Annotated in this window: 9 protein-coding genes and 2 tRNA genes; 4 read left to right on the forward strand and 7 right to left on the reverse strand. The window is 44.6% G+C overall.

The annotated features are described in order from the left end of the window. Nucleotides 1–823: 823 nt before the first annotated feature. From LZD49_RS36075 to LZD49_RS15135, 4 genes are all read right to left on the reverse strand, one after another. On the reverse strand, nucleotides 824–1,057 hold the full coding sequence (locus LZD49_RS36075; protein ID WP_409021327.1) for a transposase: 234 nt from the start codon (nucleotides 1,055–1,057) through the stop codon (nucleotides 824–826). A 945-nt stretch (nucleotides 1,058–2,002) separates the two neighbouring features. Continuing rightward, nucleotides 2,003–2,545, reverse strand: coding sequence for a hypothetical protein (locus LZD49_RS15125; RefSeq protein WP_234668415.1), 543 nt, complete (start codon nucleotides 2,543–2,545; stop codon nucleotides 2,003–2,005). A gap of 1 nt (nucleotide 2,546) precedes the next feature. Next, nucleotides 2,547–3,251: a TIGR04255 family protein gene (locus LZD49_RS15130; RefSeq protein WP_234668416.1), complete on the reverse strand. Its 705-nt coding sequence runs from the start codon at nucleotides 3,249–3,251 to the stop codon at nucleotides 2,547–2,549. Between the two features lie 622 nt (nucleotides 3,252–3,873). Next, nucleotides 3,874–5,079 carry a site-specific integrase gene (locus LZD49_RS15135; protein WP_234668417.1) on the reverse strand — a complete coding sequence of 402 codons (1,206 nt, stop codon included), beginning with the start codon at nucleotides 5,077–5,079 and terminating at the stop codon, nucleotides 3,874–3,876. A 156-nt stretch (nucleotides 5,080–5,235) separates the two neighbouring features. On the opposite strand from LZD49_RS15135, the gene LZD49_RS15140 reads away from it, so the two are divergent. The 3 genes from LZD49_RS15140 (at nucleotide 5,236) to LZD49_RS15150 (ending at nucleotide 10,379) form a co-directional block, all read left to right on the forward strand. Continuing rightward, a tRNA-Leu gene (locus LZD49_RS15140) sits at nucleotides 5,236–5,315 on the forward strand. Between the two features lie 164 nt (nucleotides 5,316–5,479). Continuing rightward, nucleotides 5,480–7,237, forward strand: a complete 1,758-nt coding sequence (locus LZD49_RS15145) for an ATP-binding protein (RefSeq protein ID WP_234668418.1) — start codon at nucleotides 5,480–5,482, stop codon at nucleotides 7,235–7,237. Between the two features lie 199 nt (nucleotides 7,238–7,436). Further along, nucleotides 7,437–10,379 carry a DEAD/DEAH box helicase gene (locus tag LZD49_RS15150; protein WP_234668419.1) on the forward strand — a complete coding sequence of 981 codons (2,943 nt, stop codon included), beginning with the start codon at nucleotides 7,437–7,439 and terminating at the stop codon, nucleotides 10,377–10,379. A 136-nt stretch (nucleotides 10,380–10,515) separates the two neighbouring features. On the opposite strand, the gene LZD49_RS15155 is transcribed toward LZD49_RS15150, so the two are convergent. The 3 genes from LZD49_RS15155 to LZD49_RS15165 all read right to left on the reverse strand — a co-directional run bounded on the left by LZD49_RS15155 (nucleotide 10,516) and on the right by LZD49_RS15165 (nucleotide 14,805). Then, nucleotides 10,516–11,811, reverse strand: a complete 1,296-nt coding sequence (locus LZD49_RS15155; protein WP_234668420.1) for an adenylosuccinate synthase — start codon at nucleotides 11,809–11,811, stop codon at nucleotides 10,516–10,518. Between the two features lie 77 nt (nucleotides 11,812–11,888). After that, nucleotides 11,889–12,389: a Fur family transcriptional regulator gene (locus LZD49_RS15160; protein WP_234668421.1), complete on the reverse strand. Its 501-nt coding sequence runs from the start codon at nucleotides 12,387–12,389 to the stop codon at nucleotides 11,889–11,891. A gap of 127 nt (nucleotides 12,390–12,516) precedes the next feature. After that, nucleotides 12,517–14,805: a bifunctional (p)ppGpp synthetase/guanosine-3',5'-bis(diphosphate) 3'-pyrophosphohydrolase gene (locus LZD49_RS15165; RefSeq protein WP_234668422.1), complete on the reverse strand. Its 2,289-nt coding sequence runs from the start codon at nucleotides 14,803–14,805 to the stop codon at nucleotides 12,517–12,519. A gap of 168 nt (nucleotides 14,806–14,973) precedes the next feature. Between LZD49_RS15165 and LZD49_RS15170 the strand changes: the two genes are divergently transcribed. Beyond that, a tRNA-Leu gene (locus tag LZD49_RS15170) sits at nucleotides 14,974–15,055 on the forward strand. Nucleotides 15,056–15,188 lie beyond the last annotated feature (133 nt).

A 15,188-nucleotide genomic window follows, 5' to 3' on the forward strand; every position in this document is an offset into this window, starting at 1 on the left:
ATAGGCCGCAGAAAACCAATGAATCTTTACCTGAATGCTGCTTAATTTTAATCAATCATAGCCAACTGCTGGCCTTAAAAATAGGGAGTACTTCAATCTCTCAGCCAAAATGCCACATTAAAGAGAGCGATTAAGGCTGACACTTCAACAAGCCATCCAACCACGCCGACAAATGCCTTCGTGGTATTAATCTTAAATATGCCTATAGCGACGGCAATCGGGAGTTCGAAGTTGTTACCCGAGGCGGTAAACGCGATGGATGCATTTTGCGAATACCCCCCCCAATCGATTAAACTCGCCAGAAACATGACCACAAAGTAGATTGCAAGAGGTATCGCCATCAAAAGCACATTGCCGGGCGATTGAACAATAGACTTCCGTTGAGAGTAAGCATCAAGATAATGGTAGCGACGAACGCAACAAATGGGATCGGTGAAATGAAGGCTATAAGTTAGCCTAATACCACTCCTGTCCCTTCAGAGCAGTAAGCCTAAGACGACTTAATATCCCCGCAGCGAAACGTACCCATGTGGATGTTCGAAAAAGGAACGATAGATATGCTCATTTTTTCTCCAGAAGATATTATCATCTCTCTTGTGGTTATTTTTAGATCATGATTTACGTGAGTAAATGGCACTTCCGCGCGTGCGGATTTCGCCACGTGGTAAGCTCTATTGTACAACGTCGATACCTATGGATGCTGTAAAACGACTGAAAGGCATGGCCGCGTGAGAAGTTATATGGTAGACCTAACGCCCTTTTTAGATCTCGCGGTCGGTTTTTAAGCGCTCATTTTCAGCATGGAGCTTAGCAACTTCCGCAATTAGCTTAGCTGCTTTATCGTTGCCACTTTCGCCGCTATTCGATTTTGTCTTTTTGTTGCAATTCGTCTCCAACGATAGAGAACATTTTCAGTTATTCCAAAAGCCTCCGAGGTTTCCCTGACACTTCTGCCCGCGACGAGCATTCTAATTACTTCTTGTTTAAACTCAGCATCGTAACTCCGACGAGGTTTACCGATTTTTGGTCTTTCATTTTGCGCTATGTCAGAAAACACCTTATGTACAATTTGTCTCTAAGGCAAATTTCCATTTGAAAGGGATAATGCTATAAATGGTGAAAATTTAGGGGCATGTGATAGCCAAGCGGGAAACCTGTCTAGCAATTTCCCTAAACTGAATAGGCATCAGGATGACTGGAACTTGAAATTTCCACAGCAGTATTCCACTTATACACATGCCAATGCAAAATTAAGTTTAAGATGAGCTGACCAATCAGATACTAAATTGCCTCAACACATTTATCATTCGCAAATTCCAATGCTAATTAATTTATCTGAAACACTATACATTACATTTAACATGCTGCTAGCATCATCTTATTCGGCATAGACGTTGTAAGCAGATTCATCTATCGATTGATATATTGGTTCAGTTATTTCAGCTCTCTCACAGATAAAACTTCGCATATTTGCTTTCATTCGCCTCATTCGACCCTTATTCCACGATTCACTTCCTTCTTCATTGTAGTACCATCGCAAAGAGCAGTGCCAGAAATTAGACCGCGTAGGCGTGTGGAGAACCTTACAGAATATTTCCGCCTCACCTTCAATCTGGTTGATTGCTTTGAACGATACTAAATGACAATCCGCGATTGGCAAAAAAATGCATGCTCTCTGCTCCACTATCTCGCAATGCTCATCAACCGGGATAAGTGGCTCACTTCCAATATCCCAAAGTGCAAAGTACTCCTCGTTGTTTCTTATCGTGACATGGATATCCTCTACTTCGAAAACCCCCAAAAGGTTTGTCGAAAAATCTCGCAGGTGATTGTAACTTTCATCTGTTGAAACAACTTCGGGCCGAAGAAGTCCCTCGCCATCTGAAATATCTGTCGCATCAGTGTGTCTGACAAGATATCGGAGACTTGTATTGGTAGAATTGAAGTCTATTATATTAAAATGACGCTGAGGGAGAAGGCGTTCAGGGTATACCATGCACTATTAAAAGACAAAATTCTGCTCGGATTTGATCGCGTTAGTCAATGAGGCAACAACAAAATCAACGTCTCCTGAAATAGATATTTGAGGCACCTTTTCTTCATAAACATTGCATATTAACTCATATCCGTCATCTAACTCTTCGTCAATGGTAACTTCGAAATAGACACTTTTATATCTGGTTTTTCCTTTAATTAAGATACTTTGATCACGAGTTTCAACAACAATCACGCTAGACAAATCTACCTCTTGTCTCAAAAGGAAACCAATAATACCAACAATAACTTTCGAATGTGTTTTCATTGGTAGATCTGGCAATGACTCCGAGCGAGCGACTTTCAAATATTTGGATATTAACTGAAAAATATCGCTGTTAGCAATCTTCTGAATTATTTCCCAAAATTTGCCAAAACTTCCCGTATCTTGAACTGATTTGGAATCACTCTTATCGTTATAATAACTATAAGAGTTACTAATATACTTCGCCGCTAGTTTAGATCCAGATATCGGAAAATTTATCCGTTTGATATTTAATTGCTCCATCATATCAATATACTGGGTTGAGTGACTTTATAAAATCTTCCTTGAGCAACGAAAAAAACACCTCCTTCTGTTCATTGTGACATTCGTTCAGCTTCAACATAACTGCATCAACTGAAAACAAACTAGATCTGAAAGGACTTGAAGTATCAATATCTACCACTGAGAACATTACATTGTTTGACCCATCAATTTGCCTTGTGATCGAGTTTAACAACGTTACAACTACTTTGTGTGGCGAGCGATCCAGCTCGATCGTGAATTGAGCATTCTTTGCTTCCTGGCTCAACGGACTAAAGCTGATCACGGGAGTTATGTTGTTGAAGATCGGCGTCTCGTCGAAGATACTGATGTACCGCACCCCTAAAGTACTAAGTTCACTGTAATGACCCTCATCAAGCAAGCATCGGATGGTCTTTTTAATGAAAGCTGAATATTGGTACCAACCTACGTACCCATTGACGATGTTAAAAGAGATTGCCTTGTCGGTCAGAACTAAACGATATTTCCCCTCCTTATGGATGTAAACTTTGATAAACTCCTTGTTTCCAGCACTAATTTCAGCAGCTTCTGGGACTTCAATTTCCTGAAAATCAGTACCCATCTGTTCAGCGAAAGTGGCAGACACTTGTTCCACCTCACCGACCTTCTCAAATCGTAATTGAATGATAGCGTCCTTCAGACGGTCATCAATTTTACGAGGGATTTTCATTAAGATTAAGGCTATTAGTGTACTTGACGCAAAATGTAAAATAAATTTCTCAATTTCAAAGAGATCACATCTCTATAACAAAATTTATTCCAAAAGTTGCTTAGCTAGCTAAAAAGTTACGTTGCTTAGTGATACAGGCGTGAGCTTCGACACCCAATCCCTGCTTACGTTTCGATGATTTCCATCCAAAGAACGGTCGGGTTTCTACACCTGCACGACCTCCGCCCATATATGAAATTAGGGAAACAATCATTACAAACACTTGGCACATTCGCACACAGTGAGTCGATATAAAAGCATATACCGCCTAACTTAGATGGCCTCGACCACTATTACGAATTGCTATGAAGCACATTTAATTCGAAATGTACCTTCGCGTCGTCAATTATTTGTAAATTTGACCACGTGAAGGTATGTAGGTTAAGAATTTTGACATTGATACTGTCGCTTACGAATTGTTTACGACCGGCTTGATTAATCATTTATCCACCCAAGTAAACAACTGATTAATAGACAATTAACATCAAAATCATGACCCATATTCATTATAAATAAGGATACATTACCCTTTTCCTGCATTCTGCCGCTCAATTTCGTCCATTACAGCCAGGCAGTTAGTATCCTAAATGTTGATCACCGCATCAAGTGCGTCATCCGTAGCTTTGTTGATAAAGTTGCTCTGATAGCCCATGGTCGTCTTGATATCGGAATGACGGTACAGTCGTTGCAGAATGTTCACAGGTATTTTATCTGATGAAATTTGAGCAAATGTATGCCGCGCAATATGCATTGTTAGTGGCTTAGAAAAACCAAGGCCTTCCGCGATCTGCTTCAAATAGTCATTACAACTCTTTACCCTCGTCTTAATATAACTTTGCACGGCGTTGGAATTATTAAGACTAACCAGTCTGCCCAGATCCGGAAATACAAGATTGTGGGCACTATCCCTCGAGTACTGTTTCAAAATCTTCATCGCCTTTTCTGGCACTTTTAAAGATCCGGCTTTCAGGTTCTTTCCCATGGAATAGTATAGCCGGTCGTTCTGAAAATCCGACCACTTCAATCGCAGAACATCCGAGACCCGCATTCCAGCAAAGTAGAATGATATTAACCAGAGATTCCTAGCGTGATGCTGGCCAGCAGTCAATTCGGCATCTTCCAAGAGCTTCACCTCTTCCGCTGTCAATCCAATCCTAGCACTATCAGGGAATTTGATTGCAATCTTTCCTTTACCGAAAGGATAGTGCTTTGAGTCTGCAACTCCTGCGGTGATCGCCTGATTGAACACCGTCCTGATCACTACGAGATGGTTGACCACTGTCCTTTCCGTCACCTTACGCTTGCTGCGAAGATAGGCTTGAAATTGCCGTAAAAGTCCGGGATTGATATCCGCAAAACTGATCTCATTCCCCTTCAAAAACTCTTTAAAGCGGTTGATACGCGGCAAATCAGCCGACTTACGATTGAACTTGCCATTCTTTTCCAGTTGGTCAGTGTAAATTTGTGCCTGAGCGAAGAATCCAATACCGACGTCCCTCTTGATTGTTTTTCTGACGACCGCGGCAGTTGTATCTTTCTTTTGAGTCGCCAGTTGCAAAATCTGATCATTAACCTCTGCCTTTCTCGCCAGGATCAGGTTATTAAGCCAGACTGAGTTCGGATGGGACTTTTTAACTCTTTCACTAGCCGTGTCCCATTCGCCTTCTTTCAAATATTGTTTTAGGTAAATGTAAGTGGATGTACGACCCGTTGTAACACGCAATGCAAGCGGATAACTTCCGTCCTCGCGCTTCTTCTTGCGTAAAACTACCTTAACTGTAGAGTCCATGAAAGTTGTTAGATATTGGTTCAGAGGGCCTAAGGTAAGTATATTCTATCGCAAATTGGTACAACATAGGTACAACAAATGCCGGTTTTTCTTGGTCTTACAAAATTTCTAATTTTGTTAAATAGCTGATTATCAATAATAATAAGACCACATGACACCATATGAAACCAAAAATCGCAGGACTTAAAATCCTGTGGGCCGAAACGCCCGTACGGGTTCGATTCCCGTCCCCGGTACTGAATTTCAAGCAGTTATAAACTTTCGTTTGTAACTGCTTTTTTGTTGGTATAGCATAGGTACGACATACATTCCTGCCATTTCCGAAAAAATAAGACCACCAGTTTACAAATAATTCGAGCTTTCAAACTATGTTAGAAATTAGGATTCAACTGGTCAGCTCATGCAGGAAATTTTAAAGGACTTAAGGAATAAGTATCCCGAATACTGGCAGGAATCGGCTGCCATCGAGCACATCAGAAAAAAAACACTCCAATTTTTATTAATTGCCTATTGCGGAATGGGCGTGGTGTTGTCGGTATTCTATTTCTATCAACAAAGAAATTTCCTGTTGTGGAGGGTCCTTTTCTTTTCTGCTTTATCCTTGGCAGGTTTTCAAATGCTCCGTCGCGGAGTAGCACTGCAACAGGTAGGACACTACGCTTTAAGCTGCCTCACATTAATAATCCTGTCAACTGCATTATTATATAAGCAAGGGCACTATCTGGTCACGTTTCAGTTCATTTTTATTATTCTTTGTTCTGGCTTCTATATACTGGGCGCCGGATGGGGACTGTTTTATTCGCTTCTCAACATCTTCGTTATTGGACTGGTCACAATTCTCACCCAATATTTAAAGATTAAAATCTCTTTTCAGACCTACACGGCCGATCCTAACGCGCTTGCTTTCACGGTGCTTTATAACTACGCCATGCTTTTATACGTACATTTCTTTTTCTTCAAAGAATCCGAGTTGGCAAATGCGAAAGAGAAGACCCTCTTAAAGGAGTTAAAGATTGCCGCCGTTCAGGCCCAGGATCTGGCAGACTACAAAACGAACTTCCTGATTACCATGTCGCATGAGATACGAACGCCGCTGCATGCTATCATCGGAGGTCTCGATCTGATCATCTCTGAAAAACCCCGACCCGATCAGAAAAATAATCTGGAGTCCGTCAGGTTTTCCGCCGACGTCCTCAAATCAATTATTGATGATCTATTAAACCTGAACGACTTAGAGGGCAACCAGACTGAGCTACGCAGGGAAATCTTTCAACCTGTTGCGACAGTGGCCGGGATATTCCATTCATTGAAGGCGACTGCAGGCAAAAAAGGCTTGACGCTATCACTTAGTACTTCTCAGGAACTTAGCGAGTTTTGGGTCATCGGTGACCCTGTACGCCTTGCGCAAATAGTGATGAACCTGATTAATAACGCTATCAAGTATACCGAACAAGGTTCTGTTGAGGTAACGATGCAAACCAAACGAATTACCGACGATCTGGTAGAGATTTTTTTTAATGTATCGGATACAGGGATTGGTATTCCGACGGAAGTGCGTCCATATATTTTCGAGCCATTCAAGCTCATTAATTCCGGCACAAAAAAACAGTACCATGGCACCGGCCTGGGATTACGGCTCATTCAGCGACTTGTGCACCTGCTTGGGGGAAAACTTGAGTTTACCAGTCAGGAAGGGGTTGGCTCGTCGTTCTTTTTTGACATTCCTTATCCGTTGGCCCAGATAAAAATCCCCGTACAAGAATCTGCTCCGGAAAAAGTGTTAGCTCCACTTCAAATAACTGTTCTGGTCGCTGAGGATGATCAGATGAATGCGTTGATCCTAAAAAACTTCCTAAGAAAATGGGGTGCTGAATTCGATTTTGTTGAAAACGGTCTTGCGGCTATCGAATCCATGAAAAACAAAAATTACCACGTGGTGTTAATGGACATCAATATGCCTGTCATGGACGGCATCGAAGCGACTCAAAAAATCAGGGCATTTAAAGACCCGGAAAAAGCAAATGTTCCAATCATAGCACTTACTGCTGCGAACAAAGAATCCCTCGAATCAAGCGGTATCCCGGCGTTATTTGATGATTGGATAGCCAAACCCTTTCACCCGCACGTGTTGCATGGAAAGTTGGCTGCACTAATCTAACATAACCAGGTTGTCGAACTTCCTGGCCCCATCAAGCTACCCAAACTTATTCTACAATATTTTTCAGGGAACGGCGTGGTGCCTCTTTCTTTTCGCCTTCATTTAATTTATATTTGAAGTTTCCCAAATCGAAAGAAACCCTGCTGATTTCCGGGAGGGCTCCTTCGCATCAACACGAATCTCAGCCAACGATATACTGATGAAAGTTTCTCCCTCAGAGCCATTTAAAATTGTCTATTCAATTCTTAACCATGAGTATCTGGGGTATATCTTCGAAGCCTTTGTCGTCCAGCTCACCAGTCAGGGCGACTTTTCGTTTCAGATCCAGAACATTTCCTCCAAAAACAGCAAGGAGTTCCGCTCAGGCCTCGATGCCAGGGACTTCGAGCTTGTCAAACTCATCGACGATATTCAGCAGGATGCGGTCCTCAAAAAATATAATCCAAAGAAAATCAACGCGGTAGACTTTTTCCTAAAAGTCTACGACCCGCAAAAAGGCGATAAGGCCATTCAGGAAACGATCGCCGGCTATCTCGAAAACTGCAAATCACGTATTCTGGAACGACTCGCCGGGAAGGACATCTTCATTATGGGCAACGATGGCAACCCATTGTGGAAACCGGTGGTTTGGGAGGACGCAAAAGCGACAATCCGCTTCCACTTCGTCAGGAATGAGGACAATACGCATTACTTCCCCACAATCAGACATAAAATGCAAAAACTGGAATTCCAGTACAAAAATGCATTCCTGATCTGCGAAGATCCTGCCTGGCTGGTACTTGACGGCCATCTATATCATTTCGAAGGAAATGTCGACGGAAAGAAGATCAAACCTTTCCTGGCGAAGAAGTTCATCGCTATCCCTGGCCAGGTCGAGGAGCAATATTATGGTCGTTTCGTGGCGCCATTGATCGCTTCATATGATGTGGTGGCACGCGGTTTTGAGATCAGAAATGTCTCGTCGGTCCCCAAAACGATCCTTACGATTTCGGAATATTCGTCGAATCCAAAAAAATCAACAGTACTCTTCCAGGACAACGAGGATGTAGAGGTAATGGAAGAAGAGGACAACGACGTTGCATTCGAGCTTTCCTTCCAATATGCCGGTTTCTCCTTTCATTACGACAGTTTTGCGCATGCATCAAGTGTGCATATGGAAAAGAAGGGCAATGACTATTTTTTCAATAAAGTCAAAAGGAGCATAGACGTCGAAGGCCAGCATGTGCGTACACTAAAAGAAATGGGACTGAACATCCGCAACGGCAAGGTTCAGATGCCTAAATCGGAGGCATTTGGCTGGCTCCAAAGTAATGCGATCGCATTGGAAGAGAAGGGCATTAGCGTCCGTCAGAATACCGCTGACACGAAGCGCTACTTTCTGGGTTATTCTTCTTTGGATATTTCGATTCAGGAAGGACGGGACTGGTTTGATATCAATGCAAAGGTGCGCTTCGGCGAATTCGAAATACCTTTTATACAGCTTCGCAATTACATTCTAAATCGTAAGAAGGAGTTTATCCTGCCAAATGGTGAAATAGCAGTGATCCCCGAATGGTGGTTTACCAAGTATTCGGAATTCTTTTCTTTTACCGAAAACGGTCATGAGGATGATCAACTGCGCCTCAGGATGCATCACCTAGCTTTGGTGCAGGAATTGAATGAGGAAAATCTGGCAACGGCAGTGATCAGCCGGAAACTTGAAAACCTGCGTAATTTCCAGCAAATCGAGCCCGCCGAATCACCACTGCATTTCCAGGGCGTGTTACGGCCTTATCAAAAGACCGGTTACGACTGGTTGCGTTTTTTAAAACAATACCGCTTCGGCGGCTGCCTGGCCGACGATATGGGTTTGGGAAAAACCGTGCAAACGCTCGCATTGCTTCAGTCGGAGAAGGAAGGCGGTGCCGAAAAGCCGTCGATCCTGATCATGCCCACATCGCTACTTTATAACTGGCAACTCGAAGCAAGCAGGTTCACGCCTGATCTGCGGGTGCTGCTGTACACAGGGACAAACCGCGAGAAAGACACGGCACAGTTCGACAATTATGACCTGATATTGACATCATACGGCATTATTCGTCTCGATATCGATATTATGGAGGATTACCGGTTTAATTATGTCATTCTCGACGAATCACAAGCTATTAAAAATCCTTCCTCGATCATTACGAAGGCCGTCAGACGGCTCAACTCTGCGCAAAGGCTGGTACTGACAGGCACGCCAATTGAAAACAACACGCTCGATCTCTGGTCGCAAATGTCGTTTGTAAATCCTGGCTTGCTGGGCACACAGGCATTTTTCAGGGATGAATTTCAGATTCCGATCGAGAAAAAGGGCGATGACGAAAAGGCCAAACGGCTTTATAACCTGATCAAGCCATTCATTCTGCGCAGATTGAAGTCGCAGGTCGCGACAGACCTTCCCGAAAAGGTGGAAAGCATTCAGTATTGCGACATGTCGAATGAGCAGGAAAAGACATACGAGGAGGCGAAGGCCTATTACCGCAACCTGATCCTTCAAAGTATCGACTCGGAGGGTATTTCAAAATCACAGCTGGTCGTACTACAAGGTTTGACGAAGCTCCGTCAGCTTGCGAATCATCCGGTAATGGTGGATCCCGAGTATGCATATGATTCGGGCAAGTTTGAAGACGTGCTCTACAAGCTGCAAACCGTTATGAGCGAGGACCACAAAATTTTAATTTTCAGTCAGTACATTAAGCACCTTGATCTCTTCCGGCATTATTTGGATGAAAAGGAAATAAGCTACGCCTACCTTGACGGCGCCACCCGTGACCGTCAGGAGCAAGTCGAGTCCTTCCAGAATAACGAAAACATCAAAATATTCCTCATTTCGCTGAAAGCTGGCGGATTAGGTCTAAACCTTACAGCCGCAGACTACGTATTCATCCTTGACCCATGGTGGAACCCGGCTATTGAAGCACAGGCGGTTGACCGCGCGCACCGCATTGGACAAGACCGGACGGTATTCACCTATAAGTTTATTACCAAAAATTCGGTTGAAGAGAAAATCCTCGCTTTACAACGCTCTAAAAAGCAGTTGGCAGATGATTTGATTTCGAGTGAAGAAGGGTTTATCAAATCGCTTACGCGGGATGATGTGTTGAATTTGCTGTCTTAATAGCGATTAAATCTAATAGATACCTTAAAAAGACTGTCACCCTGAGCGAAGTCGAAGGAAAATGCATCACGCAAACACCCTTCGACTTCGCTCAGGGTGACAATAACGTTTGTACACTCCTGATTTTCAATCAATATCAAGCTTCCGCAGCGGCGGCCTCACGGCTAATCAGCGCTTCGCGATCGGGGCCGGTTGAAATGAATGTAATCGGCAGATTCAACTCTTCTTCCAGAAACTTCACATACGCATTCAGTTCCGCCGGGATCGCGTCGAAGTCGCGAACGCCGTCCAATGAAGTTTTCCATCCTTTGAATTCTTTGTAAACCGGTTCAACCACTTCGTCACAAAGATCGTATGGAATCTGGTCGGTCAATGTTCCATCGGCAAGGCGATATTGAGTACATACTTTAATACTGTCGAAAATCGTAAGCACATCCACTTTCATCATGATCAGCTGCGTTACGCCATTGATCATAATCGCATATTTCAATGCAGGCAGATCGAGCCAGCCGGTGCGGCGAGGGCGACCCGTGGTGGCACCGAACTCCCGGCCTTCCTTACGGATCTCTTCACCTACTTCATCATTCAGCTCAGTCGGGAACGGACCGCTTCCTACCCTTGTGCAATACGCTTTGAAAATACCGAAAACTTCGCCGATCTGACGAGGTGCGATGCCCAGCCCGGTTGAAGCGCCGGCAGTCATCGTAGTCGAGCTGGTCACGAATGGGTAAGACCCAAAATCGATGTCCAGCAACGAGCCTTGCGCACCTTCGGCGAGTACCGTTTTGCCTTGGGCTAATGCGTCATTCACCACATACTCACTGTTCACCAGCTTGAATTGCTTCATAAATTCCACTGCATCGAAGAATTTCTCTTCGGCAGTAGGCAAAGTCTCGGAGTAATCGAACGAATAAAAATCAAGGATTACCTTGTGCGCATCGACGAGTTTATTGTATTTGACCGCAAAATTGGGAGAAAGAATGTCTCCTACGCGCAAGCCAAGGCGCGCCACTTTATCCTGGTAGGCCGGGCCAATGCCGCGCAAAGTCGAGCCAATCTTGGAATCGCCTTTCGACCGCTCGTAAGCCGCGTCGAGCAAAGCGTGGGTCGGGAGGATCAGAGAAGCTTTTTTCGAAACAAACAGGTTGCTGATCAGTTCCAGGTTATATTTTGCAAGACCTTCGATTTCCCTTTTAAATACCACCGGGTCGAGCACTACGCCATTGCCGATAATATTCTGAATATCGCTTCGAAAAATCCCGGACGGGATCTGGTGCAGAACGTGTTTGATACCGTCAAACTCCAATGTGTGCCCGGCATTAGGCCCACCTTGAAAACGGGCTACAACCTGATAGCGTGGCGCCAGGACATCCACAATTTTTCCTTTTCCCTCGTCTCCCCATTGAAGACCAAGTAGTACGTCAACTTTCATTCAAATATTGGATTACTGAAACTTATTATGGTGTAAGCGGCCCGGGAATGTAACATTACCGGGCCTTGTCTTGATTATTATCTGTCTTCATAAACGGCCACTTCGCGTGGTGCTTCGGCGCGATTCTGGCAGTTTTCCTTATTGCAGTTTCCGTAGAAAATAAGCGAGTGGTGCATCACGCTGAAATTCAGCATTTCCCCAACCATATTCTGGATCGACTGGATACGCGGATCGCAGAATTCCATTACTTTATGACAATCTGTGCAGATCAGGTGATCATGTTGCTTGTTGCCGTACGATTTTTCGAACTGCGCCAGATTTTTGCCAAACTGATGCTTCGTGACCAGGTCACAGTCCACCAGAACGTCCAGCGTGTTGTAAACCGTTGCCCGACTCACGCGGTAACGCTTATTTTTCATGCTGATATACAATTCATCTACATCGAAATGATCCTCCCTGGTATAAATCTCTTCCAAAATCGCAAAACGTTCGGGCGTTTTACGAAGTCCCTTGTTTTCCAGGTAAGCCGTCAATATTTTCTTAGCGGCCTCGAAATTTGGTTTGCTGGCTTGTGGCATATCTCTGATAATCTTGCGCGAAAATACGCTTTTTTACTTAAATCACTCTCACATTCGCAAGCATAGTCTTGCTACCTCATTAATTACCAATTCAATAACACGTTGGAGCAACAATGGTTCAAAATGACTACTTGCCGCTCAGATTGGTATCGAAACGCTGGACATTATAGACACCCTCCACCTGCTCCAGCTTGGCGATCAGGATATCCAAGTGCCTGGTATCCTGCACGTAAAGCTTAATATCCCCATTAAAGACGCCATCCTTGGTGTCGATCGTTAGGCCGCGCATATTGATGTGCAGTTCGTTCGAAATGATCCTCGTCACATCGTTCACCAACCCTACCCTGTCCGTACCCGATAAATACAAGCCAGCTAGGAACGCCTCATCCTTACCCGACCATTTGGCCTTGATAATGCGGTTGCCGTGTTTGGACATCAGCTCAGCTGCATTGGGGCAGGTTGTACGGTGTATTTTAATACCTTCATTAATGGTTACGAATCCGAACACGTCATCACCGGCAATGGGATTACAGCATTGCGCCAGTTTATAGTCTATCTTATCCAGATCGTCCCCAATAAGCAATGTATCACTGTCGGCGCGGTCACCGTGGATTTGCTTAAGATACTTCGTGAGCGTTTTGCCATCGCCGCTGTTATTAGGCGGTGCGGAGGTTGCAGCTCCGTTCTCGGAGGCTTTGCGTTCCTTTGCATCCCGGTCCCTTTTAAACTTTTTCAGCTCATCAATCTGAATGTAGCCTTTGCCGATGCGGTAAAAGAAGTCGGTCGTGGTTTTACATTCAAAAAATGCCCTGAGTTGATTCATTACCTCGGCGGTAGCGTCCATTCCCAGTATTTTGAGCTTTTTCTCCACTAACTGGCGACCGTCGGTTTCATAGCGCCGGTTTTCTTCCTTCAGAAAATCCTTGATCCGCGCCCTCGCTTTGGAGGTAACGACAATGCGTAGCCAGTCCTCATTGGGCTTCTGCTTGCTGGAAGTAATGATTTCAATTTGATCACCATTATTCAAAACATAGCTGATCGGCACGAGAATGCCGCCGACTTTTGCGGCCATACAGTGCGCACCCACTTCCGAGTGGATATCGAATGCAAAGTCGAGTGCTGTGGAACCGGCCTGCAGTACTTTCAGTTCGCCTTTTGGGGTAAATACAAATACCTCTTCATTGAAAAGATTGCTCCGGAACTCGTCCAGGAACTCGATGGCCGCGGTTTTATCCCCATAACCATTTTCCAACGTCTCGCGCACCTGCGTGATCCATTGCTCGATATTGCCCTTGACCTTCGTATCGTTGCCTTTGTATTTCCAGTGTGCCGCATAACCCTTTTCCGCAATCTCGTCCATCCGCGAAGTACGTATCTGCACCTCCACCCACTGCCCGCTCTTGCTCATCACGGTCGAGTGCAGCGACTGGTATCCATTGGCCCTGGGCGTGCTCAGAAAGTCTTTAAGCCGGTCGGGGTTAGGCTTGTAATGATCCGTAACTATGGAATACGCTTGCCAGCAAATGGCCTTTTCGCGGTCGCTTTCCGGCGTTGATTCGAGCACAATCCGGATTGCAAACAGGTCATATATTTCCTCAAAGGGCTTGTTCTGCTTCCGCATTTTGTTCCAGATCGAATAAATCGATTTGGGACGGCCTTTAAGGATAAAATTCAAACCTACCGCTTCCAGGTCCTGCGCAATCGGCTCCATGAATTTGGAGATGAATCGATCACGGGTGTTTTTCGTTTCGCGTAGTTTACGTGCAACTGCCCGGTACTCCTGTGGTTCGGTGTATTTGAGATAGAGTTCTTCCAGCTCGGATTTGATGCTGTAAAGCCCGAGCCTATGCGCCAGCGGCGCATAAATGAAGATCGTTTCTGAGGCAATTTTAAGCTGCTTGTCACGCGGCATGCTGTCGAGCGTGCGCATGTTATGCAGGCGGTCGGCCAGCTTCACGAGGATTACCCGCACGTCGTCCGACAGCGTCAGCAGCATTTTCCGGAAGTTTTCCGCCTGCTGCGACGAGCCATATTCAAAACGGCCGGAAATCTTAGTGAGCCCATCGATGATCTTGGCTACTTTTTTACCAAAAAGCCGTTCAATATCGTCGATACCCATATCGGTATCCTCCACCACATCGTGCAGCAATGCTGCTACAATACCCGTTGTACCGAGACCGATCTCTTCCACGACGATCTGTGCCACTGCCAACGGGTGATAAATATAGGGCTCTCCCGACCGGCGGCGCATGTCCTTATGCGCATCGACGGAAGTATAGAAGGCTTTTTTGATTAGTTTAGCATCATTATCCTTTAAAAAAGGTTTGGCTGTTCTTAAAAGCCGGCGGTATTTTTTGAGAATATCCTTACGCTCCTGTTCCAGGTCTATGTTGAGGGATTCAACCAGTTGCTCCACTGCTGTTTCTTATTAGTACGCTTCACCAAAATAACAAATTTTGGCGACATTCTTCAACATACTTTAATCCAAAGATAAATTTTTGCAAATAATTTGCATGTTTTGAAAAAATAGAAATACCTTTGCACTCCCAATTCAACGATCGAGTTGAAAAACGTGGTGAAATGAGCGGGCGTGGCGGAACTGGTAGACGTGCTAGACTTAGGATCTAGTGCCGCAAGGCGTGGGGGTTCGATTCCCTCCGCCCGTACGAAATACAAGGGAATGACGGGGCGTCAGATTCCTGTTTGTTTGGAAAGATGAACTGCTCCGTAGTATTGAAACCCGTCAAATGCCCTCAGGACATCGTTTTGAGGGCATTTTTGTTTTTTTCAAATCAATGT

The organism is Dyadobacter sp. CY261 (assembly GCF_021440085.1).
In the GTDB taxonomy this organism is placed as follows: domain Bacteria; phylum Bacteroidota; class Bacteroidia; order Cytophagales; family Spirosomataceae; genus Dyadobacter.

What these genes read in the sequence shown, in the direction of transcription:
- LZD49_RS15135 (WP_234668417.1), bottom strand. Translation starts at nt 5,079, where the DNA reads ATGGACTCTACAGTTAAGGTAGTTTTACGCAAGAAGAAGCGCGAGGAC.
- LZD49_RS15160 (WP_234668421.1), bottom strand. Translation starts at nt 12,389, where the DNA reads ATGCCACAAGCCAGCAAACCAAATTTCGAGGCCGCTAAGAAAATATTG.
- LZD49_RS15125 (WP_234668415.1), bottom strand. Translation starts at nt 2,545, where the DNA reads ATGATGGAGCAATTAAATATCAAACGGATAAATTTTCCGATATCTGGA.
- LZD49_RS15150 (WP_234668419.1), top strand. Translation starts at nt 7,437, where the DNA reads ATGAAAGTTTCTCCCTCAGAGCCATTTAAAATTGTCTATTCAATTCTT.
- LZD49_RS15145 (WP_234668418.1), top strand. Translation starts at nt 5,480, where the DNA reads ATGCAGGAAATTTTAAAGGACTTAAGGAATAAGTATCCCGAATACTGG.
- LZD49_RS15130 (WP_234668416.1), bottom strand. Translation starts at nt 3,251, where the DNA reads ATGAAAATCCCTCGTAAAATTGATGACCGTCTGAAGGACGCTATCATT.
- LZD49_RS15155 (WP_234668420.1), bottom strand. Translation starts at nt 11,811, where the DNA reads ATGAAAGTTGACGTACTACTTGGTCTTCAATGGGGAGACGAGGGAAAA.